Source organism: Chamaesiphon sp. (assembly GCF_041737865.1).
GTDB lineage: Bacteria > Cyanobacteriota > Cyanobacteriia > Cyanobacteriales > Chamaesiphonaceae > Chamaesiphon.
Window position 1 is genome coordinate 1 of sequence record NZ_JBGSQZ010000265.1, and the last position, 22,254, is coordinate 22,254.

22 protein-coding genes and 2 pseudogenes are annotated in these 22,254 nt (G+C 44.9%); 12 read left to right on the top strand and 12 right to left on the bottom strand.

The window, feature by feature from the left end; translation table 11 throughout:
* Positions 1 to 196: 196 nt before the first annotated feature.
* The 5 genes and pseudogenes from ACEW9J_RS20120 to ACEW9J_RS20140 form a co-directional block, all read right to left on the bottom strand.
* Positions 197 to 873: pseudogene (locus ACEW9J_RS20120) on the bottom strand (type I restriction-modification system subunit M N-terminal domain-containing protein); the annotation flags it as partial.
* Positions 874 to 1,149: 276 nt separating this feature from the next.
* The gene (locus tag ACEW9J_RS20125) at positions 1,150 to 2,547 is read right to left on the bottom strand and encodes a 16S rRNA (cytosine(967)-C(5))-methyltransferase (RefSeq protein WP_373546871.1); all 1,398 of its coding nucleotides are present in this window, start codon (positions 2,545 to 2,547) and stop codon (positions 1,150 to 1,152) included.
* A gap of 77 nt (positions 2,548 to 2,624) precedes the next feature.
* Positions 2,625 to 4,646: a DUF3769 domain-containing protein gene (locus ACEW9J_RS20130; protein WP_373546872.1), complete on the bottom strand. Its 2,022-nt coding sequence runs from the start codon at positions 4,644 to 4,646 to the stop codon at positions 2,625 to 2,627.
* Positions 4,647 to 4,684: 38 nt separating this feature from the next.
* Positions 4,685 to 4,804, bottom strand: a complete 120-nt coding sequence (psbI, locus tag ACEW9J_RS20135; RefSeq protein ID WP_373546873.1) for a photosystem II reaction center protein I — start codon at positions 4,802 to 4,804, stop codon at positions 4,685 to 4,687.
* A gap of 120 nt (positions 4,805 to 4,924) precedes the next feature.
* Entirely contained in the window at positions 4,925 to 6,805 is a 1,881-nt protein-coding gene (locus ACEW9J_RS20140) for an N-acetylmuramoyl-L-alanine amidase (protein ID WP_373546874.1), read from the bottom strand.
* 15 nt (positions 6,806 to 6,820) lie between these two features.
* Here ACEW9J_RS20140 and ACEW9J_RS20145 point away from each other — a divergent pair, with 15 nt between their 5' ends.
* Positions 6,821 to 7,042 (top strand): hypothetical protein, encoded by a 222-nt coding sequence (locus ACEW9J_RS20145; protein WP_373546875.1) that lies wholly within the window; start codon positions 6,821 to 6,823, stop codon positions 7,040 to 7,042.
* Positions 7,043 to 7,082: 40 nt separating this feature from the next.
* Here ACEW9J_RS20145 and ACEW9J_RS20150 read toward each other — a convergent pair whose 3' ends face one another.
* Complete coding sequence (locus tag ACEW9J_RS20150) at positions 7,083 to 9,764, bottom strand: chloride channel protein (protein WP_373546876.1); 2,682 nt, start codon at positions 9,762 to 9,764, stop codon at positions 7,083 to 7,085.
* Between the two features lie 102 nt (positions 9,765 to 9,866).
* Entirely contained in the window at positions 9,867 to 10,976 is a 1,110-nt protein-coding gene (gcvT, locus tag ACEW9J_RS20155; RefSeq protein WP_373546877.1) for a glycine cleavage system aminomethyltransferase GcvT, read from the bottom strand.
* A 389-nt stretch (positions 10,977 to 11,365) separates the two neighbouring features.
* Between gcvT and ACEW9J_RS20160 the strand changes: the two genes are divergently transcribed.
* The 6 genes from ACEW9J_RS20160 to ACEW9J_RS20185 all read left to right on the top strand — a co-directional run bounded on the left by ACEW9J_RS20160 (position 11,366) and on the right by ACEW9J_RS20185 (position 15,711).
* Positions 11,366 to 11,620 (top strand): hypothetical protein, encoded by a 255-nt coding sequence (locus ACEW9J_RS20160; protein ID WP_373546878.1) that lies wholly within the window; start codon positions 11,366 to 11,368, stop codon positions 11,618 to 11,620.
* Between the two features lie 2 nt (positions 11,621 to 11,622).
* A complete protein-coding gene (locus ACEW9J_RS20165; protein ID WP_373546879.1) occupies positions 11,623 to 11,823 on the top strand; it encodes a hypothetical protein in 201 nt (66 codons plus the stop codon).
* Between the two features lie 103 nt (positions 11,824 to 11,926).
* Entirely contained in the window at positions 11,927 to 14,779 is a 2,853-nt protein-coding gene (gene uvrA / locus ACEW9J_RS20170; RefSeq protein WP_373546880.1) for an excinuclease ABC subunit UvrA, read from the top strand.
* 122 nt (positions 14,780 to 14,901) lie between these two features.
* Entirely contained in the window at positions 14,902 to 15,132 is a 231-nt protein-coding gene (locus ACEW9J_RS20175) for a hypothetical protein (protein ID WP_373546881.1), read from the top strand.
* Between the two features lies 1 nt (position 15,133).
* A complete protein-coding gene (locus tag ACEW9J_RS20180) occupies positions 15,134 to 15,532 on the top strand; it encodes a type II toxin-antitoxin system VapC family toxin (protein ID WP_373546882.1) in 399 nt (132 codons plus the stop codon).
* Positions 15,533 to 15,543: 11 nt separating this feature from the next.
* Positions 15,544 to 15,711 (top strand): hypothetical protein, encoded by a 168-nt coding sequence (locus ACEW9J_RS20185; RefSeq protein ID WP_373546883.1) that lies wholly within the window; start codon positions 15,544 to 15,546, stop codon positions 15,709 to 15,711.
* Positions 15,712 to 15,767: 56 nt separating this feature from the next.
* Here ACEW9J_RS20185 and ACEW9J_RS20190 read toward each other — a convergent pair whose 3' ends face one another.
* Both ACEW9J_RS20190 and ACEW9J_RS20195 read right to left on the bottom strand, forming a co-directional pair.
* Complete coding sequence (locus ACEW9J_RS20190; RefSeq protein WP_373546884.1) at positions 15,768 to 16,673, bottom strand: hypothetical protein; 906 nt, start codon at positions 16,671 to 16,673, stop codon at positions 15,768 to 15,770.
* Between the two features lie 51 nt (positions 16,674 to 16,724).
* Positions 16,725 to 17,363 (bottom strand): hypothetical protein, encoded by a 639-nt coding sequence (locus ACEW9J_RS20195; protein ID WP_373546885.1) that lies wholly within the window; start codon positions 17,361 to 17,363, stop codon positions 16,725 to 16,727.
* Positions 17,364 to 17,747: 384 nt separating this feature from the next.
* Here ACEW9J_RS20195 and ACEW9J_RS20200 point away from each other — a divergent pair, with 384 nt between their 5' ends.
* The 3 genes from ACEW9J_RS20200 (at position 17,748) to ACEW9J_RS20210 (ending at position 18,952) form a co-directional block, all read left to right on the top strand.
* Positions 17,748 to 18,101 (top strand): type II toxin-antitoxin system RelE/ParE family toxin, encoded by a 354-nt coding sequence (locus ACEW9J_RS20200; protein WP_373546886.1) that lies wholly within the window; start codon positions 17,748 to 17,750, stop codon positions 18,099 to 18,101.
* A complete protein-coding gene (locus ACEW9J_RS20205; RefSeq protein WP_373546887.1) occupies positions 18,091 to 18,450 on the top strand; it encodes a helix-turn-helix domain-containing protein in 360 nt (119 codons plus the stop codon). The genes ACEW9J_RS20200 and ACEW9J_RS20205 overlap by 11 nt, the downstream gene beginning before the upstream one ends.
* 295 nt (positions 18,451 to 18,745) lie before the next feature.
* Positions 18,746 to 18,952: a transcriptional regulator gene (locus ACEW9J_RS20210; RefSeq protein ID WP_373546888.1), complete on the top strand. Its 207-nt coding sequence runs from the start codon at positions 18,746 to 18,748 to the stop codon at positions 18,950 to 18,952.
* A gap of 176 nt (positions 18,953 to 19,128) precedes the next feature.
* Here ACEW9J_RS20210 and ACEW9J_RS20215 read toward each other — a convergent pair whose 3' ends face one another.
* Together ACEW9J_RS20215 and ACEW9J_RS20220 are read right to left on the bottom strand one after the other, a co-directional pair.
* Entirely contained in the window at positions 19,129 to 19,416 is a 288-nt protein-coding gene (locus tag ACEW9J_RS20215; RefSeq protein ID WP_373546889.1) for a BrnA antitoxin family protein, read from the bottom strand.
* A 3-nt stretch (positions 19,417 to 19,419) separates the two neighbouring features.
* Positions 19,420 to 19,686, bottom strand: a pseudogene (locus tag ACEW9J_RS20220) (BrnT family toxin).
* Positions 19,687 to 19,875: 189 nt separating this feature from the next.
* Here ACEW9J_RS20220 and ACEW9J_RS20225 point away from each other — a divergent pair.
* Complete coding sequence (locus tag ACEW9J_RS20225; RefSeq protein ID WP_373546890.1) at positions 19,876 to 20,193, top strand: type II toxin-antitoxin system Phd/YefM family antitoxin; 318 nt, start codon at positions 19,876 to 19,878, stop codon at positions 20,191 to 20,193.
* Positions 20,183 to 20,509, top strand: coding sequence for a Txe/YoeB family addiction module toxin (locus ACEW9J_RS20230; protein WP_373546891.1), 327 nt, complete (start codon positions 20,183 to 20,185; stop codon positions 20,507 to 20,509). Before ACEW9J_RS20225 ends, ACEW9J_RS20230 begins: the two co-directional genes overlap by 11 nt.
* A gap of 324 nt (positions 20,510 to 20,833) precedes the next feature.
* Here the strand turns inward: ACEW9J_RS20230 and ACEW9J_RS20235 are convergent, their stop codons facing one another.
* On the bottom strand, positions 20,834 to 21,886 hold the full coding sequence (locus tag ACEW9J_RS20235) for a J domain-containing protein (RefSeq protein ID WP_373546892.1): 1,053 nt from the start codon (positions 21,884 to 21,886) through the stop codon (positions 20,834 to 20,836).
* Positions 21,887 to 22,254 lie beyond the last annotated feature (368 nt).

Consider the following 22,254-nt stretch of genomic DNA (forward strand, 5'->3'; position numbering starts at 1 on the left):
ATTCTCACTCGATCGCCAGATTCAAGCGATCGAGTGCAACGGTTCTGAGCCTTTCAACGTCAAAACCTTGCACTTAATTTCTGAAAAAAGGCTCAAAACCCTTGCAGTGATTGGCTTGCTGAGATCTTCAGCAAGCCCTAAATAGACGATCCATTTTTCACGACCACAAACACTTATAGATTGTAGGCAAGAGCCATTCGATCGACAGCGAACCCGAACCGCAAGTAGGATCGCAAATCCGCTCTCCTGGCTGGGGTGCGACGAGTTCCGCCATCAATTCGACACTTCCCCAGACGTGTAAAATTCCCCCGCTTTCTTCCCCGCTCCGGCGGCGAATTTGGCAATCAGGTATTCGTAGGCGTTGCCGATGATATCCAGATTGCCGATCCGTGATGGGCGCAAATCTAGTTTAGGATTGGCAAAATCTTCGAGCAGCATCTTCAATCGCGTATTCCGCTCCCGTGTCTACCCTAGATTCGCCTCACTATTAAAATCAATATTCCGAAACACCCCCGCCAGCTTCTGTTTATTAGCCTCCTCAATCTGCTCTAATGCCTTGTTAATTACCTCGCCGAGATTAGTATCATTCCGCTTGGTATAGACATCATCAAACCGACAATCAGGCGGCAATACAAACCGCTCTCGCTCCAACCGCCGCAGAATTCGCTCCCGATCGTCGCCATACTGCTCTTGCAATTGCGCGTAATGTTCCGTCCATGAATCACTTACGTACTTAACGAACAACATCACCAGCAGATAGTTCTTGTACTCACTAGCATCGATCGTCCCCCGAAAGGTATCACAAGCCCGCCAGAGGATATTATTGCTCTCATCCTGACTGACTGCGAGAATTGGGGTTGTAGCTTTGTCCATGAAGAATCCACGCTGGCATTTCTAGCATTCTCCCACATCCCACCATGAGGATCGGGATTTTTAGGATTTGAGGATTAATAGGATTAGGTCATTTAGAGGATGCAGGAGTGGTTATAATTTCCGAACAGCGATGACCGAAGATCGCGATCGACTTTACAGCACTTCCGGCAGCTATGAGGTATAGCCTAGTTCATGAAAGCTATTCAGCAAGTAGGCTAAGGATAAAAAAGTGTACCTCCTGACAGCCGGAAGTGCTGTATGCAAGATTGAACCGAACTATTCAACTCTAGCAGCCGATCGACGCAGTTTTACCATAAAAAAGCCATCCATCTGTTGACGGTGCAGCCAGACTTTAATCCAACCGTCGCCAGTGACTAAACTAGCGAGTGGAGAATCAGTAGGTGGTAGCTCGATTTGCCAGTCGGGATGAGTTTTTAAAAACGGCAAGATAATATCCTCGTTCTCGATCGAACATACCGTACAAGTGGCATATACTAATACTCCTCCAGGTTTTACCCAAGTAGCTGTATTGGCGAGTAACTTTGCTTGTAAGATGGCTAACTCATGAATTTGGGCGGGTGTTTTTTGCCATCTGGCATCAGCCCGACGGTGGAGAGTACCCAATCCCGAACATGGTGCATCTAACAATACTCGATCGGCAGTATCAGTTAATTCACTAAATCCACAACTATCTCCAGTTAAAATTTTAACTGTATTCAATTGCAATCGATCGAGATTTTGCTGCAATTTCTTCAACCGTGAAGCTGTTTTGTCTAATGCTAAAACTTGTCCGGTATTGCCCATCAATTCAGCGATATGGGTAGTCTTTCCGCCTGGGGCAGCACAAGCATCAATGACTATTTCATGTGGCTGAGGATCGAGTAAATGAGTGACAAGTTGGGCACTACTATCTTGAATCGTCCACCATCCTTCTTGATAACCAGGTAATTGACTAATCGCCCCAGCATTTCCGACAAATCTCAATCCTTGCGGGAGATTGGGAATAGGAATAGCTTCAATTCCCACAGTTTGAAACAGTTCGATTAATTTGGTGCGGTGTTGTTGCAGTCTTTCTGTCAGCGGAGCATCTGGTAAAATGCTTTTATCGATTGTCAGTAGATTGATACGGAGATCGATACTCGGTACTTGATTAAAAGCTTGACATAATTGCTCGGTCTCGATCGCACCCAATTCTGCCAACCACTGTGCGACGAGCCAGTCAGGAAAGCTGTATAAAGTGCCCAAACGACCGATCGGATCTTCAGGTAGATTTAGTACCTCTTCCCCCCGATCTTCGAGCCGAATATATTGCCGCAAGATTCCATTTACTACTCCAGCTAAACCAGTCAGATCGTTAGCTTTGGCTAAATCTACAGTGGTATTGACAGCAGCAGAATCAGGGATGCGATCGAGATATCTGAGTTGATATAGTCCCAGTCGTAGTAATTGTCTGAGATTGGGTGGTTGACGATGAGCGGGTTGTTTGGCTAATCGATCGATAATCGCATCTAGCGATCGTTTGCGTCTGACAATGCCATTGACTAATTCTGTAAACAAATGTCGATCGACATCTGATAATTGAAACTTAGTTAATAATCGATCGACTACGATATCTGTAAAGCTACCAGTCTCCAGATCTTTGAGTGCAAATAAAGCTAGTTGGCGAGGATTCATAAAGACAAACTAAACAATCGGCTCATTTTTGGGTTGGGTGTGTAACGCACCAGGGTTCTAGTCAGGTAATGAGGATGCTAAAATTTCGATGTAACTCCATCCCAATTAAAATCATTTAATCTGAACCCGATCGAACCTAAGCCTAGAACTGGATTATAACGAATAATAAAATTATAAGTACGACGACTATATTCTAAATAATAGTCCGTACTAAGTTGTCGTCCGCTATCGAGATTGACAGATGACTGGATGCCTAATTTAAGTGGGCCGATAATTTGCTGGTTGATTCCTGCTGATAGGACACGATTGTCTACGAACCGATCGAATAGAAATGGTGAGCTACTGCCTGGAAATTGTTGGTAGTAGTTTAAATTAAACCCCGTATAGTCAAAACTCGATTTGGAGAAATTACCAAATTGTCCTTGGAGTCCAACGTTGTAACCTAAAAATGTTTGATTCTCACCATTACTATAACTATTATATCCGCCCCTAATTCCGGTATTGACCTGGAGATAGGGAACGACAGGAGTAGGACTATAGTTATAGGTTTCCTTGAGATCTGCGGGTAACGCTTTCCCCTCCCAAATTCGGAAACTTTTATTCAGATTTCCTAATGTCTGATAGCGATTTAGTGTCACCAATCCCACAGGGGTATTTGCAGCGAGCAAATTTAGTCGATCGGTATTAGCACTGATAGCTTGTGCGCCAACGAGATAATCAAAATTAACACCTGTATTGCCGACCGGAATCCGACTAGAAGTTAAGATAGCACCAAAGCTAGATTGGACATCTAGGTATCCCAAAGAACTATTAAAAACCTGTTGTCGATAGGCAGCCTGTCCGACTAGTAGATGAGGATAACCGAGTAAACTCAAATTTTGTTTGACATCAACTTGTCCCCGAAAATTATTATTAAAATTATTGAGATCGAAGCCTGATAGTGCTGCGGAAGCTTGAATATTTGTATCCTGACCGAGATTTCCGGCTAGAGTTGTAGTAACTCCAAATACTGAAGGATCGAAAAATTTCAACCCAGTAACTGCACGTTGGAGAAAGTATTGAGGGGTAATCGTCAGTTGAAATCTCGGATCGAAAACTGGGTAGAATTTATTTTGAATATAGACGCCACCACGATCGGTCGCATCAAATCCGATATTAAAAGGATTGGCATCTTTGCCAAGTTTATTGAAGACAAATCGATCGCGTGGGAACGGCAAATCTAAGTTATTTTCCACCAACACCCGTGGATTATTCAGCGTTAGCTCATTCTCTTCAGTAGTCAGGGTTTTGAACTGCGCTCGATCGGCTTTGACTTGCAGTTCTGGTGGCGAAAATGGGTCGTTGGTAATTCTAATTTTTTCAGCGATTACCCGTTCATCGCTAAAAAAGTCAACTTTCTCAGCCTGGAAGCGCAAACGGGTAATCGTACCACTAGGTTTGAGCGTTGGCTGATAGTCAATATCTCGATTGTCTGTGCTAGCACCGATACTACCAGTATTTTTGATATCGGTAAATGGTTGGTCGTTGCGTAATCGATCGCTCAATAGCGGCTCGGTAAAAGTTTTTTCGCCTGCGGTGGTGGTGGTAGGTGTAGTCGTCGTCGGGACTATATTGAGATCGGATACCAATGTGGGTTGATAAATATCTCCCCTGGCTTCTAAAATACTTCCACGATCGTCTTCAAAGTTATAGTCAAACTGCGCCCCATAGAGGATTTGTTTACCGCGTATCAGTGAGACATTACCTTCGGCGGTGGCTAGTTTGGTTTTGAGATTGACGCGCAATCGATCGGCTCTAAGTAGTGCTTTATTGAAGCGGACAACTATTTTACCGTTAGCGGTAATGACTTGAGTACTTTGGTCGAATTCTTGTTGCTCGGCATTTAGCTCGATCGTTCCAGATGGAGCCGCTATATTAGTAGTCGGCGGCTGGCTGCCATTTTGGACGACTGTATAAGTTAATGGTGCCTTCGGTGGTACTGGCGGTTGGGCTAGGACAGGACGTAGAGAAATGCCGATCGCGCAGTAGGACAATAGTAATAAATACCGAGCGAATTTCCAGGTTCGCCGACCTACATACTGACATGACTTTTTCTCCACGCTGTTACTCCCGATGTTTGGCTATATGTCTGACTATATTATTCAGACAGATCGCGGCTGTTGGGGTTCCGTGAAGGGTCATTGGATAAGAAACCAAAGATGAATACTAGCAGAAATGCTGCCACGATAATATTAACAACAATTTTTAATGTTCCCATCGATCGATTAGCTCCGTGAGTTTATATAATACTGCTCTCTATCATAACTGATGACACCCATCTTGCGATCTGTTTCCCTCGCTGTAAGGGTTTGATGTGATGATTTTGTCATTGGCGTTGCTAATTTGCAGCCGCTACCAACCATTGAGTAATCCCGTCAGCGATCGATTTCGCCATCTTCTGCTGCTCTTGGGGATTGGAGATCTGCTCAAACTCACTCGGATTGCTCATGAAACCCCACTCTAGCAACACCGAGGGAGCCGATACTGGACGCGCGAGGGCGAGGTTATCCCAAAATACACCATAAGCATTACGACCCGTATCTTTGACCACATAATTGTGGAGATACATGGCCAAACTCTGAGCTTGAGCGTGGTACCAGTAGGTAGAAAAACCTTTAGTATCGGGATTGCCACCGTCAGGAAGCGAGTTGTGATGAACCGATAGAGCGAGGGTAGGTTCTAGGTTATCAATAATTGTCTGGCGATCGCTCAGTTCGACAAATTTATCGGATTCCCGTGATAGATATACCAACGCACCGCGCATCGATAGCTCATTTGCTAGCAATTTGGCTGCGTAGAGATTAGCCTCTTTTTCGGTATAACCATTTGGCCCGACTGCACCGGAATCTTTCCCGCCATGTCCGGGATCTAGTAAAATTTTGGTGCCAGCTAGGGGTTTGCTGAAGTTACTTTTATCGAGTTTGGGGGGATGACGGAGCGACAAAACTAGGTTGCTACCTTGGTATCTGAGCTTATAACCCCACTGTTGTCTCGATTTGAGGTTAAATACATATTGCACCACTCCAGGGCTGCTCTGCTTCCAATCTAGCCGCGAAACGGTAGGGTTATCATTGAAGCGGATAATGTCTGTCTGGGCGGTGGTATTGTACAACGTTAGGGTGAGGGTATTTGTGCCTTGCTCTAGGGTAATGGGTACTGGTACTTGGAGCGGAATAATTACATCAGTAGATCCTTCCCGCTCTTTACTCATGACACTTTTAACGATCGTTGTGGGAGGTACTGTCACACCACTAGTTACCTGCACCTGACTGGCGAGAATCCAGCCACCATAATCAAGCCGTACCCAATTGGCTGGCGTGCCATTACTATTGCCTGTCTGACGAGCGGTAATCGTTGCCTTTGTGCCCTTAGGTAGCGGCGTGAGCCGACTAAAATCCGAACCTGCACCCGTGCGAGTAATACCGCTTTCGACAGTTACTTCGGCAACGTCTAAGTTCGATGGTGATAAGATCTGGACTTTTCCAGGTGCGGCTTGAGAGACAGTAATTGGGGGATTGCCCACTTCTAGTTTATAGGTAGGATTGCCCAAATCCGCAGCGGCTGAAGCGATCGCACACCCCAAATATTGCCCGGCACCATACATCGCTTGGGGTTGATTTTTATCGATTAAGGCGGCTTTATTATCAGGTAAATCTATCTGATTAATTTGTTCTTGGAGCTTGATATCTTGTCCAGCTACATTGACATTAACTTTAGCTTTAGTTGGTGCATTTGCCCCAAAACATACCAGTTCTCCAGGCATCAGCGCGATGTCTCCTTGAGGCTCTAGCGAATTTGGTGCAAAATTGTCTTTAGGGGTAGCGGTTTTAGCGGCGGAGCGAGTAACGACAATAGTTTTAGACTGTCCTTGATAATTAACCTCGAAGGTATTTTTGCCAACTTTGAGATCGAACACAGGTGCAAAATGTCCCTGTTGACTGCGAGGCACAAACTTGTTATTTACAGATACTTTGCCGACACTGGGCGCACTACCAATCAGAAAAATTCGATCGGCAGCAGTCTGATAATCGGCTGGAGGATATGAGACATATAGTGATTTTGAGGTGGCTTGTTGTGGTGAAACCAGTTGTGCGGTGACTACTAGCACCACAATCGCACATGAAACGATCGCACCACCTAAAATTCCTAAATGCGAATACTTGCCGAGCATGATTTTTGGGTAGTTTATTTGGTTGGGAATAAAACTATTTTCTAGCACCCGATCGGTGTTGATATGCCAACCGCCGATCGAGCTAGATTTATTAAGTGTTTATACTTATTCTTGAGCCAGATTATAGCATTTCTATCGATCGCCAAAATGTATTCTAGCGATCGACTACCAAGCATCTCGATCTCTAGCACTTGTAGAAAAACTAAGATCGTTGTCTCCACCAGAGATGAGCATGTTCCGCGTCTCGATCGAGCAGCTATTCACTTTGCACTTCAAATCCACTAGCCACTACAATTGCTAAAATATGCGTCACCATCCACTAATTTCATTCAGAAATTGCCTCTCTGACTACAATAACCGTGCAATCGGAACCCTGCGCGATCGCTTCGGGAATATTACCTTGGATCGTCTGTTGGAGTAAACCCTCCCGACTCGCTCCCAAGATAATCACATCACATCGTTTTTCGGCGGCAAGATCGATCGCCGTAGCAGCGACCGCATCAGAATAGAGTGCCAAAATAGTGGTAGGGATACCTAAATGCTCCCGCACAAAATTAGCGGTTGTATTCAAGTTATTCAGATCTGGTTGAGTCTGATGAGGGTCGAAAAATTGACAGAGGTAAATCTCAGGATCGCGACTGAAAGAAACTAAAGCTGGCAATAACTTTAGAGCATACTGCATGTTGGGGCCGCCAGAAATCGGCACTAACCACCGATTGAGATTAGTCAGGCGTAACAGAGCTTCTACCGCACTCTGCGGAGTTAGAAGCTCTGTTACTGATAATTGGCTGATATTTTGTAAATTTTTACCCAATTTAATTAATACTACCGGACAAGGAGCTTGTCTAATTGCCGTATCCACGGTATTCCCAAAAATCCGACCTGGAGTAGCGGTTTTACCCTGCCACCCCATGCAGAGTAGATCGATATGTCGCTCTTTAATTGTTTCTAGAATAGTGCTAGCCGGATCGTGAGCGACGCGGATTTGAGTATGTACCGGAATATCCCAGATTTTGCCTTGGGCGGTGGCTCGTTCTAACAGTTGACGACTAAATGTAATGTCTACAGCGGTTTCAGTGGGGGAACTGGCATGAGGGATGACGATCGCACAGAGGCATTCTAACTCGTAGTCGTGTTCTTTGGCGATCGCCGCAGCCAGTCGAAGTAGGCTATCGGCAGTGTGGGGATTGGTCAGGGGTACCAGTAACCGCCCCTTACCCGTAGCTGGCGATCGAGTTTGATAGACGATATAGGAGGGATTGGGCTGGGGTTTGAGGAAGTGGTTACTACTTACCCGCTCGGCTTCACAGCGAATAATATCGGCACGGGTAATGATTCCCACCAGTTTACGCCCCTCAATGACTGGTAAACGACTGACTTGATGGCAATCTAATAGATGCAAGATAGAGGTGAGCGGATCTTGGGGCGTAACCGTAATTATCCGCCTCGTCATAATTTTGCTCAAGGGGGTCTTGCGATCCCAAAGCTGGGAAGTGAGGACACCCAGATCGCTCTGAGTGAGGATGCCGACTAATATACCCCGATCTAAAATCGGAAATCCGCGATGGTGAGAACGCGCAAAGGCTTCTATGGCATCATCGATCGTCATTTGACTAGCAAGTGTCTCCACCCGTCGTTGCATGATGTCAGCGGCGATTAAACCTTCCCAGCGTCGATCTGCTAAATTTGGACGTTCGATATTAATCCCCTTGCGGGTGAGTAAATGTTGATAAATAGAGTCGGGAAATAACTGTTCGGCGACTAGATAGGCAACCACCGAGCCAATCATGAGGGGTAATATTAGATTGAACTTAGCACTCATTTCCCAGACGATCGCGACTGCTATCATCGGGCGGCGGGTAATGGCACTGAATACAGCACTCATCCCCGTTAAAGCGTACACTGTCGGCGAACTCAGAATCGGATTAAAGGGCAGTAGATCGCTGTAATAGCCACTTTGAATGCTTGTAGCTACTAAATTTCCCAAGGCGGCACCCAAAACTAAACTCGGTGATAATAACCCCCCTGGAGCCGTCGAACCAAATGCGACTAAGCACATCAAAAATTGACTCGCCAAAATCCAGGCTGCGGTTTGCCATTGGATATCACCAATCACTAAAAAATCTTTTAAATCTCTACTGCCTTGTAAGGCATCTGGTAATATAGCAGTAATAATCCCAGTCATACCGCCAGCTCCAGCGATTTTGACGGCTAACGATCGACCGTGAAATCGATCGTGATAGAACTGCAAACTTGCCAGCAAACTGCGATTGCAAATCGCGCCCACCAATCCACCCAGAATACCAACAACAATTAGTAACGGAATCTCAGCTACAGCAAACTGGAGCTGGATATTGCTCAAGTCAGGAATCATCCCGCGCCCACCCAGCCCCAAGGAAACTACCCCACCCACTACGGCAGCGATGATTGCCGTTCCCAAAGTTAGATCGGGCAAATCTTGCAAGAGTTCTTCAATGACAAACATTACCCCCGCCAGCGGCGCATTAAAACTCGCAGCTAGCCCCGCCGCCGCTCCTGCGGCAATTAATTGACGTTGATAGGTGGGAGAAGTATTCGTCCAATAGCTCAATTGAGCGGCTAGGGCTGCACCAATCTGCACTGTAGGGCCTTGTCGCCCCAAAACTAATCCAGAACCAAGCGAGAGAAAGGTACTCAGCCATTTTACCACCGCCACCCGCAGATCTAAGGCGATGGGGACATACCCCAGCGCAGCTTTGACTTGAGGTATACCACTGCCTGTCGCTTCTGGAGCGCATCTTTCCACCAGTAAGCCACTCAAACCCCCGCTAACAATCCCAATCATCGGGAGTACCAGCCAAGCCGGATAGATTTCCGTCAAACCAACCCGCCAGCCTTCCAACCACAATACCGACTGTTTGAGACTAACCGCAGCCAGAGCGGAGATTAACCCGATCGCACAGGCTTCAAAAATCGCGATTTGTTTTGGGCGTAATACTCGATCGCATTGTCGAGCCAACCAGGACATCCACATCGGGGGTAAATGCTGATAGCATAACGCGATCGAGTAATTCTTGTCTTGGAGCCAATCGATAATTGCAGTTCGCTCCTCTGGTCAACTGTCAACGGTTTACACCCGATTAGTCGATCGATAAAATGGTTTTTTGACTACTGTAGCGGGGTGAAGTTTGCCCCTGATTTCGACATCTACGACCTGCCCGATTTTAGCAAATTCTGTCGGAACATAGGCAAGCGCGATCGCTTGACCGAGTGTCGGCGACATGGTACCACTAGTGACAATTCCGGCTGCTCGACCATCGATCGCGATCGGATAATCATGCCGCGCAATGTATCTACCCTGCATATTCAGCCCGACTAATTTCCGGCTGACTCCTGCTGCTTTTTGGCGCACCAAGACATCGCGCCCGATAAAATCACCCTTCGTATCGAGATGAACGATCCACCCTAAGCCAGCTTCTAAGGGCGTAGTTGTATCGCTAATCTCTTGAGAGTACAAACACATCCCTGCTTCCAATCGGAGGGTGTCTCGCGCTCCCAAGCCGCAAGGAGTCACCCCAGATGCGAGTAGCGCATCCCATAGTTGTACTCCAATTTCGGGAGCGACCATGATTTCAAATCCATCCTCGCCAGTGTAGCCAGTCCGAGCGATAAAGGCGGGGTTTTTAAAAATAAGAGCTACGGAATGACCGAAATTGGTTAACTGAGTCAGATCGATATCGATTAAGGGCTGGAGATGGCGGACTGTTTCTGGCCCCTGAACGGCGATTAAAGCTTGCTTTGCAGATAGATCCTCAAACTCGACCCGATTTAGATCTAAATGAGCCAATAACCACTCTTTATCCTTATCTTTCGTCCCCGCATTGACAATTAAAACTACATTTCCTGCTTCCTCTTGATAAACAATGATGTCATCAATAATTCCGGCTTGCGGATTTAATAACACCGTATACTGAGCTTGCCCAGGTTGGAGCCGACTCAAATCAGACGGAACTAAACCCTGAAGTTGCTCGATCGCATCTTTACCCCGTAGCGTAAATTTACCCATATGGGAAATATCGAACATCCCCGCACCATTGCGAACAGCCTCATGTTCGGGGACAATCCCGCTAAACTGGACGGGCATTTCCCAGCCAGAGAAGGCAGTCATTCTCGCGTTGAGTGCGATCGCGCGATCGTATAAAGGCGTGCGGAGCGGGGAATTCGGTTCTAATGTAGCCACTATGTTTATTTACCGTGAATAAACAAGAATTATAGACATATATCCGATCGCGGGAGTGTCGAACTCGAAATATTTACCAATTTACATAACCCATTTGAGATCTTTGAGGCGATCTTGATGTAGGGTGTGTTAGGCTGCCGCATGAGCACCAATGTTTAATACCAAGGATTTTAGCTCGATCGTTATGTTAAACGCATTCAAAATTTAAACATTTTAAATAGAATAGCTATGAAAGAATAATCTCTGCCAAGATGTTACTCTTAAATGAATTAAGTTTCTCTTTCGATCGATTCATCAGTGGCAAAATTACCCGATCCCGCCATTGCTAATATTTTCACACTGCAACGCAGCCTAGTTGAGTGCTTGAGTGCCTTGACTCCTGCACAGCAATGGAATTTAGCTTAATTCATCAAATCGGTGAAACAGCCGAAACATTACCCGAATTAGAAGAACTCCAGAATATCCGAGAAAGGTTGGTATCATCTTGTTCTCGGCTACACAACTTGCTCATGAGAATTTACCAATCTCAACCAACTGCTCCAGATGATATACTAGAGCTAGTGTATCGATCGATCGCCCAAACTCAAGCATCGTTAAATGTGAGTATCGCTAGTTTGCTAGATATTCAACGTAATTGGAATTAGTCATGAATAACGAGTTTAAAATTCCCGATCCTGAAACTAGAGCCAGAGATATTGCTAACTTGAGAGCAGCCTGTCGTCAGTTAGATCTAACAAACTTACTGTTAGATGAGGCGATTGCCCTAGTAGATGCACACTTACTCAAACAACGCTACCCACGAATATCGTCCGAATCCAATTATCTACCCACACAGAGCCAGAGCTGACGATCGCGAGCTTACAGGTAATTTATGAGCGAAGATGTTAAGACACCAAATAATTGTGTTAAAACAGAAGTTTGCTCAATTGTGAACTACCAGCTCGATCCCTATGGCTTCAAATGACCGAGACACCATTCGCATCCGTGGTGCCAAACAGCATAATCTCAAAAATATTAGTTTAGAGCTACCGCGCGATCGATTGATTGTGTTTACGGGGGTGTCTGGTTCGGGCAAATCGTCCCTCGCCTTCGATACGATCTTTGCCGAGGGACAACGGCGGTATGTGGAGTCGCTGAGTGCCTATGCGCGGCAATTCCTGGGACAGTTGGATAAGCCGGAGGTGGATGCGATCGAGGGTTTGAGTCCAGCGATCTCGATCGATCAAAAGTCTACTTCTAATAATCCGCGATCGACTGTCGGGACTGTGACCGAAATTTATGACTATTTCCGGTTATTATATGGTCGCGCGGGTACTCCTCATTGTCCGCAGTGCGATCGATCGATCGCACCCCAAACGATCGATGAAATGAGCGACAGGATCCGCAATCTCCCCGATCGAACTAAGTTTCAGATCCTAGCACCGATCGTCCGTGGTAAAAAAGGTACTCATCAAAAAGTCTTATCCAGCCTTGCATCTGAAGGATTTGTCCGAGTCAGAATCAATGGAGAAATTCGCGAATTAGCAGATCGAATTGTCTTGGATAAAAATCAACACCATACGGTGGAAATTGTCGTCGATCGATTGGTTAATAAGGAAGGGATCGAATCTCGCTTATCAGATTCTCTCACTACTTGTTTGCGTCATGGCGATGGGATTGCCAATATTTCACTAATTACCGACGAAGGTGCAGAAGTCAATCCAGATCTACCTTCAGAATTAGTCTTTTCCGAGAAATTTGCTTGTCCCGAACACGGTGCAGTAATGGAAGAATTATCACCGCGATTATTCTCTTTCAACTCGCCCTATGGTGCTTGTACCGCTTGTCATGGGATTGGTAGTTCGCGGACATTTGACCCAACATTAATTATTCCCGATCCACAAGCTGCGGTCTATCATGCGATCGCACCTTGGTCGGAAAAAGATAATTCCTATTATTTATCCCTATTATATAGTTTAGGACAAGCCGCCGGATTTGCATTAGATACACCGTGGAATAAACTCACTCCCGAACAGGAATCATTAATTTTATTCGGTCGAGATGAACCGATTTGGATGGAAGATTTAGACCAGCATCGCAAGTTTAAGGGAGTAGTAAAAATACTCGATCGGCAGTACAATGATGCCTCAGAACTGCAAAAACAAAAGCTCGAACAATACCTCACCAATCAACCCTGCGAAGCTTGCGGCGGGAATCGCTTAAAAGCTGAAGCTCAATCGGTAAAACTCGGACAGTATGGCATCCTTGATTTTACCAGTGTAGCGATCGATGAATGTTTGGAGCGACTCGAAAAATTAGAACTCACGCCCAAGCAGACTAAAATTGGCGAATTAGTGCTCAAAGAGATCGTCGCCAGACTGCAATTTTTGCTCAATGTTGGTCTAGATTATCTCACACTCGATCGAGCCGCGATGACGCTCTCCGGTGGTGAAGCGCAACGGATTCGGCTCGCTACCCAAATCGGTTCGGGTTTGACAGGAGTATTATACGTCCTCGACGAACCGAGTATTGGCTTACATCAGCGAGACAACGGAAGGCTATTACAAACCCTTACCAAACTCCGCGACTTGGGAAATACCCTAATTGTCGTCGAACATGATGAGGATACCATTCGCGCCGCCGATCATCTCGTCGATATCGGCCCAGGTGCGGGCGTACATGGTGGTAATATCGTCGTCGAGGGAGATTTGAACGCGCTCCTGAGTGCTGAAGATTCGATTACAGGTGCGTATTTATCGGGACGCTTGGGAATTGAGACACCAGCCGAACGTCGAGAAGGAAATGGACGCAGTTTAATCCTCACAAACGCCAACCGGAATAACCTCAAACACCTTGATGTCGAGTTTCCCTTAGGCAAATTAGTCGCAATTACGGGAGTATCTGGTTCGGGAAAATCTACCCTAATTAATGAACTCCTGCACCCCGCACTCCAACACCATCTCACCAGACGAGTACCATTCCCCAAAGATGTCGATGAATTGAAAGGGATAAGTGCGATCGATAAAGTCATTATCATCGATCAATCGCCGATCGGTCGCACGCCGCGATCGAATCCCGTCACCTATACAGGCGTATTCGACACCATCCGCGAAGTCTTCACCCAAACCCTCGAAGCCAAAACACGCGGCTATAAAGCGGGACAATTTTCCTTCAACGTCAAAGGCGGACGCTGTGAAGCCTGTAGCGGACAAGGGGTAAACATCATCGAGATGAACTTCCTCCCCGATGTCTACGTCCAATGCGATGTCTGTAAAGGCGAACGCTACAACCGCGAAACCCTCCAAGTTAAATATAAGGGTAAATCGATCGCCGATGTCCTCAATATGACCGTCGAAGAAGGATTAGAATTCTTCCAAAATATCCCCCGCGCCGCCACCCGCTTGCAAACCCTCGTCGATGTCGGACTTGGCTACGTCAAACTCGGACAAACCGCCCCCACCCTCTCCGGCGGCGAAGCCCAACGCGTCAAACTCGCCACAGAACTCTCCAAACGCGCCACCGGAAAAACCTTGTATCTCATCGACGAACCGACCACCGGATTGTCATTCTACGATGTCCACAAGCTCCTCGACGTGCTGCAAAGACTAGTGGATAAGGGGAACTCTATCATCGTCATCGAACACAACCTCGACGTGATTCGCTGCTCCGACTGGACGATCGATCTCGGCCCCGAAGGTGGTAATAAAGGGGGAGAATTAGTCGCAGTGGGCACACCCGAACAAGTGGCGAAGAATCCTAAGTCTCATACTGGGAAGTATTTGAAGCAGGTGCTCAAACAACACGCTCGATCTGGAAAAAAATAGTAATCATCGATCTCGCTCCAGCATATACAAAGCAGTTGATGGATGAAAAAGCTCAATCTCTGAGCTAGGATATTAGAAACACTGGATGAATAGATATACCCATTAACTTCAGGAATGCAAATATGTTGCAATCAATCGCTGGAACTTATGAAAATGGAATTATTCAACTAACGGAAATTCCGCCAAATATTCGCTCGAGTAAAGTGATAGTTACATTCTTGGATTCCATAGAGGCCAATCCGATGAATCGATTTATCACATTAGGTATGTTCTCCGGCAAAAACCAATCTACTGCTGAAGATTTTACAATTGCTGAGTTTCACGGAGATTTAGACGATCTCGACTTGATTTGAAATGCAATACATCGTTGATACTCATGCGTTGATTTGGTTTCTAGAAGGTAATTCTCGTCTAGGCATTTCGGCAAAGCAGGTTTTGGAAAACTCAGAAAGTAAATTAATTTTACCAGCGATTGCTTTAGCCCAAGCAGCCTTTATTGTCGAACGAGGAAAAACGTCTATCCCTTCAGTCACCGCTCTACATACCGCAGTGAATGGAGATCCTCGAATTGTTGTTTATCCACTCGATCGAGCAATCGTTGAAATTACAAATACTTTGCTCAGTATCAATGAAATGCACGATCGACAGATTGTAGCTACTGCGATAATCCTGAAAAATCAGGGAGCAGAGGCTAGTGTTCTGACTTGCGATCGAAATATTACAGCATCGGGAGTAGTTCCAATTATTTGGTAATCATCTCCAATGTGACTGGACGATTACCTCCGGTAGGCTACGCCAACGATCTCGGCCCCGAAGGTGGTAATAAAGCGGAAGAATTAGTCGCTGTTGGCACACCCGAACAGGTGGCGCAAAATCCCAAGTCTCATCCAAGGAAGTATTTGAAGCAGGTGCTAAAACAACATACTCGATAGGACTACATCAGGTTCCTACTTTTCTTCAATACTTGTTTTTAGGATTTGCATTATTTTCATTCTTTGAACGAGCGAACTTTTACAAATTTCGGATCTACCCACCCAACTTTATAACTCAAATCATTCCCGTCAACGTCACGTCCGCGCAGCTCAACCTTCACCAAATTCACCTTGGTCTCCAATACATTGACAAAATATCCGCCTTGCACCATGACAGATACTCCATCGATCGTAACTGGTACTGGTGTCTCGGAGCCTGAATCATCAACGGAAAGATGAGCTAACTTAGTTAGTTTTGGTGCAGCCAACGTCTCAACACAAATAGGCTCCTTTTTGTACTGTGGTAAATCCTGACAGACGTTCAGAAGACGATTCTTCAACATTTCGGGATCGGCGGTTTTGAAAGCTTTGGGGTGCTTGACACCAGCAGCCACAAATTCATCAACCGATCGGCACAAGGTTACATACTCTTCTCCAGCAGTGAAAGCATTTCGTGTGACATTCGGATCTTTGCTACTGGCATCGATCATATACTGTTCACAGCCTTCTCCAATTTTGACTACTAAAGGACTTGGTAATTGGTTAGAAGTAGGTAAAACAGCAATTGAACTTGTTGCGGGTTGTCGGGTTTTATTCTGTGGTAACGACTTAGGTACTTCTGGATTGATTGGTGATGGGGAAACACTTACAGTACTTGATACTGGCTGATAACCACCGATCGCAGCCATCGTGATGGAGATAATCGGAAAGAGAAAAAAGGCAAATACTCTAATACCAATATTCTTTGATAGATCATATTTCATTGTCTTTTTCCAGAGCGGAGGGAAAAAGATTAACGCCCATCCAACAAAAGCCAGTGAGATAAATTTGCCAGCACCAGGAGTTGCTAATCCGGCGATCGCAATTACGAAGGATATTGAAGATAGAACCCAAGCGATGAAAACTATTATACGATTTACCACAATCTAATATTCCTCGTTAGTGTTATTTAACTAGATTCTACATCTGAAGTGCTATTGCTGTAGATAAGGAAGGTATTGTGCTGCTAGTCCAATGTTTTCTAGCTTGCCATCCCTGAATTCAAAGGAAATAACATCATCCGCATATTTATAGTGAATTTTCGTACTTAAATAACCTAGAAGACTATGTTCTATCTTTTTAAAAGGTACACCATATATTTTCGTAATCTCTCGCAGTGATGCGCCTGATGTAATGCCCTCTGCTGTTTTTACTTTTGCGGATAGCATTGCTTTAGTCGCACTCATGCGGAATATTATTCCTACGAGCACGCCATCTTTGTTTTCTGTGATCAATATCCCATCGTTAATGTAATAGTGTGTTTTTGTGTGTGCAAGAAAGCCTGTCTCAATTGTCTGACTCGTTATCTTCTCCGCTGGGCCAAAAGATTCAATAAAAGTAGCTATGGGTTGCTCTAGCTGATACATTTTCGATCCTTCCCTAAAACCTAGTCTTGGCTTCGTAACTATAGTGAATTTTTCTCCAGCAAGTGCATTCACGGGCTGTGTCAACACTTCAAGCCCAGAACTAATGCTACTTTCAATGGGCTTCGGTGATTTATCTTTCTCTGCCCTAACTGGATTAACAAGGCAAAGAACTGCTATCAAGGCAAATGGGGTTGAAGTCTTTTTCATGTGGGTTAACTTGGGAATTATCTAAATATTAGACCCAATCTGGCTAGGCTGTAAATCTGCCATTCCCGAAACTGTCATACGTTCGCTAATCGATCACCACCCCTTCAGCATCAATCAGAGTATCAATACTCCCCACTCTACAGAATAGTAATTTACTACTTATACAATTGCGACAGTAAGATTTCTCCCTGTAGGTTGGGTTGAAGCCCGCGAAACTTAGCAATTCCAGTGTTTGAGGCTCGATCGCTATTGAGGAGTATCTTTATACCCTGTCGGAATGATCGATCGATACAAATTTTGGTGTGTTAGGCACTTTTAGCCCTTGTGCGATAATTATTGTGTAATTTATGATGCTAATTTTGGCATCAGGATATAAAATCAATAATGAAGCCACTCGAATGGATCGCCAGTTCCAAAAAAGACCTCAAAGCCATGCCCGATGAAGTGCAAGATAACGTGGGTTATGCTTTACTTCTGGCTCAACTAGGTCAAAAGCATGATGACACCAAGCCTTTGAAGGGTTTTAAAGGTGCTGGGGTACTGGAAGTTATCGATGATTTTGATGGGGATACCTATCGTGCTGTCTACACTATCCGATTTGAATCTGCCGTCTACGTCCTCCACGTCTTCCAGAAGAAGTCTAAAAGCGGCATAGCGACACCCAAACAAGATATCGAGATGGTCGAACAAAGGCTCAAAGCGGCTCAAGAGCATCATCAGACTAATTATGACAACTAACCACGATCTGACTGAAGATTTAGAAAACACTGTAACTTCTAGCAGTGGCAATGTTTACGCTGATTTAGGGTATGAGAATCCAGAGGAGATGTTGCTCAAAGCGCATTTGGTAATGCGATTGAGTCAGGCGATTAAAGCCAAAGGTTTAAATCAGTATCAAGCGGCTGAAGTGTTGGGAATAGACCAGCCTAAGATATCGGCTTTGGTCAGAGGTCAATTTCGGGGGTATTCGTTAGAAAGGTTGTTTAAGTTCTTGAATGCTTTCGATCTCGATGTCGAGGTTAATGTTAAATCTAAGCCGGAGGATCGAGAGCGCAGCTACACTACAGTAGGCAGCATAAGTAACTAGATTTCTCCCTGTAGGTTGGGTTGAAGCCCTCGAAACTCAACAATTCCAGTGTTTGAGGTTCGATCGTTGGCGCAGCCTACCGGAGGTAATCGCCCTTGAGGAGCATCTTTATACCCTGTCAAAATTATCGATCGGTCGAGCGTAGTCTATTCGATCGCTTTACTGGCTAGCGTAGTCTGTCACAAGAGAGAATCGGGTAAAATTAGGAAGCTGTAGTAAATTGCGGTGTAAACTATGACAGAATTGCTTCAACAGGTAATAGCTCAAATCGAACAACTGCCAGTCGATCGACAAGATGCGTTGGCGTAGCCTCTCCATCAGGAGAATCGCGGCTCGGTTTCTGGCAGAATTAGAGGAAGAACAACAAGCTGAGAACGTATGGGTTGAAGATATCCGAACGAAAATCGATGCGGCCATTTCAGCCTCAGAGCAAACATCACCGATCGATGGCGAAACATTCGTCAATCAGATTTTAGAGCGGTTTCAGCGCGATCTGGTGTAAGAATGAGAAATGTAGGTTGGGTTGAGCCTCGATCGTTGGCGCAGCCTACCGGAGGTAATCTCCATTGAGGAGCATCTTTGTACCCTGTCAAAATTATCGATCGATCGCGTAGCGTACCGGAGACGATCGACATCAATGATATTAGATTGCGCTTCACTTTATCTAACCTACAACTGCTAATTTGAAGCTAGACGAGTTTGTCCCAATTCTTCGCGTAACACTCGTCTCAAAGTTGATTCTAGAGGCTCATGCTGCTTGTGAATATGGGTTCGCAGTGCTTCATTTATTAAGGTTTGATAGTTGCCTCCTCCTGCTTGATCAACTTGCTCCCGAAACCATTCTAAAACATCATCATCAATCCGAATCGTAATCCGCGTTTTTCCTGCACCAATAGGATCGATAGCACCTCGTTTCCCTTGGCTGAAATCGTATTCTACTTCTACAGAATCGTGTTCTACTTCCATGATTTATCCCTCTTCATACTGTCTTCGTTCTTGACGGGTCGCCGATCTAGCTGAAATCAACCTAATTTCTCGATCGCGCCAGGTATACACCACCACCAGCACTCGACCTAGTGCATCTAGCCCAATGGTAATAAATCGCTATTCCTCGAATCGTTCATCTATTGTCGCGATCGCGAGATCGTCTGAGAACACAGCAACTGCATCGGCAAAATCAATCCCGTGCTTACCCAGGTTCGTTGCTGCTTTGTTTTTGTCTCATTGATAGGCCATTCATCTATTATATGCACAATCGTACATACAATCCACATTCCACTAATTGGCTCTCAAAACTCAGCAATATTGAGGAGCATCTTTGTACCCTGTCAAGATTATCGTTCGCGTAGGTACGGTCGGTAATCGATCGCCATACCCCAACAAGCAGTAAGTTATAATTGACATACGAGACTCGGACACTACAGTATGACTAGCAGCGAAATTAGCTATACCGAAGCCCAAAGTAATTTAGACACTCTGCTCGATCGTGTAGCAGATAGTAAAGACATCATCATAGTCAAACGAGACGGCACCGATAAAAACGTCGCTCTTATTGCCGAAACAGATCTCAGCAGTCTCTTAGAAACAGTTTATCTACTGAGATCTCCAGCCAATGCAACTAGGTTGCATCGGGCGATCGACCGAGCCAAACAAAGAGATCTTCAAGGCTACAGCCATTCAGAGCCAGAGAACCCATCACAATCAATCGCTGCGTTATGTGAGGACTTGGGAATTGTCCGCTAAAAAGAAAGATAAAAATCGCTCTGAAAATTCTCAGCCAGAAATAGTCATTATTCAAAGGCAGATTATTTTTGATGAAGACTTCAGAGAAGATTTGCAATGGTGGTATAGACAAGATGTTCAAAAAGCTAACAAAATTCTCGATCTAGTAGCATCTGTTTGCATCGATCCATTTTCAGGAATTGGTAAACCAGAACCACTAAAATTCATGGAAGCAAATATATGGTCGCGAAGAATAGATTTAGAGCATCGATTAATTTATCGAGTCCAAAATGAATCTATCCAATTTTTACAAGCCCGCTATCACTATGAAAATTAAAGACAACTTTGATTAAATTGCAATAGGCGTTCTCCTGCCTCCATATTCCGCGACCCAAAAACGAGTCTCTAAATATATCCCCGTCAGATGTGGGTAATGCGATCGTTTCGTTGGGTAGAAGGGGTTTAATCGATCGAACTGAAACAGATGATGGGAAATTTTTCAGTTTGAGATCGATCGTCAAGAAATTTATCTTGCAACTTTAAATTTACCAGAGTCCATAAACTTAGCACCGAATTAGTACTATGCAAACTCATTGAGCTACTTCGATTTGTGCTTGGTGCGCCAAACTCTAAAAAGCAGTAACCTCAGATAATACGATCGCTAAAATTGGGAAAACAACTCCATTAATATTTCTTCTGGTGACACTTGCTGCATTTGTTGAAAGACAGATGGCCCTTTCATAAAGTCTTTGATTGTCATCTTTTTGTCACGAAAATCGGCTACAAACTGATGGACTTCAGCGATGATCTCGATTTGTGATTCTGTCTGGGCAACCATCTCACCGATCGGATCGATTCCAGATTTAGTAAACTTTTTATATTCAGCAACGATCGATCCTTCTGGAGTATTTTTAGTTAATTTTATTTCTTGTTTGAGGTTGGCAAATTGGCTATTGAGGAATTCATTTTCCTGTTCGATCCGCGCACATCTCCGCGCCAGATCGTCTTCACTGTCACGATCGATTATTTCGCCCATTTGATGCTGCTTTTCGATCGCGAGTAACTTCGCCAAATCTCCAGCCTGGTAAGCTTGATTGATTTCTTTCATTACTTCGGTACGGTACTCTCGATTTGCATCATCAAGTGTTTTGTCGGGGTGAAAAACATCTGCCAATCTCAAGAAAATTTGCCGAATTTTTTTTAATTCATCTCGATCGAGCGAGGAAGATTCTACCTCCGAATTAGAACTAGATTGTTGCTGACGACCGAAAAAATCCTCCGCACCCCAATCGTCTTCATCTTCTGGTTCTGGCTCGTCCGAAGTTTGACTGCGATTGGTATTGGGACTAATTAATCCTGATATCTGAAGGGTATAGTAAATTTTCTCAATATTTTTTCGAGTCTGTTTACCCAACTTTTTACCATTAAAGATCTCTGTAAACACGGCATGAATTTGTCGATCTAGTTCCAAGAGTTGTTGGAGGATCGGCGCACTCCGCTGGGCTATTTCTACCCCAATTTCTCGAATTCGCTCGTGCAAGTTTTTCAGCTCTGTCCGTCTTTTCTCGATTTGCTTGAGCAGCTTTTCGTTGTCCCGCTCTAAAAATTCTAGCCTGATCCGCAGATCTGAGATTGCTAAACCATCTGAGCTGGGTGCTCTGCTAATGGTATCATTGTGCTGACGAGTGGGTGAGGATTTAGATTTTCGAGCCATGGAACGGGTAATTTGGTTGGAAATGGCGACTAAACTATTCTAATCCAGTTAGTCGCTTGGTGCTGAGTGATGTAGAAAAGTCTTGAAATGACTGCTGCGTCATAAGAATTACGATCGAGGGAGATGAGAGATGGTAGCAAATGTATACTAGAACAGAAATTGATGTATGGCAATCTTATTTGAGTTCTAAGCGGTACCATCGACTCATCTAATTGCTAAAGTGTACACATTGAGGGGTTAAGCTACCGATCGAGGATTGATATATATCGGATAAATTCAACCATAAGCTGTCAAACATTTAAAACACTCTTTTTGTTCTCTAGAACCTTTGCTGTAAGGGATTCAGTCAAAAGATTTAGATGTAAAAC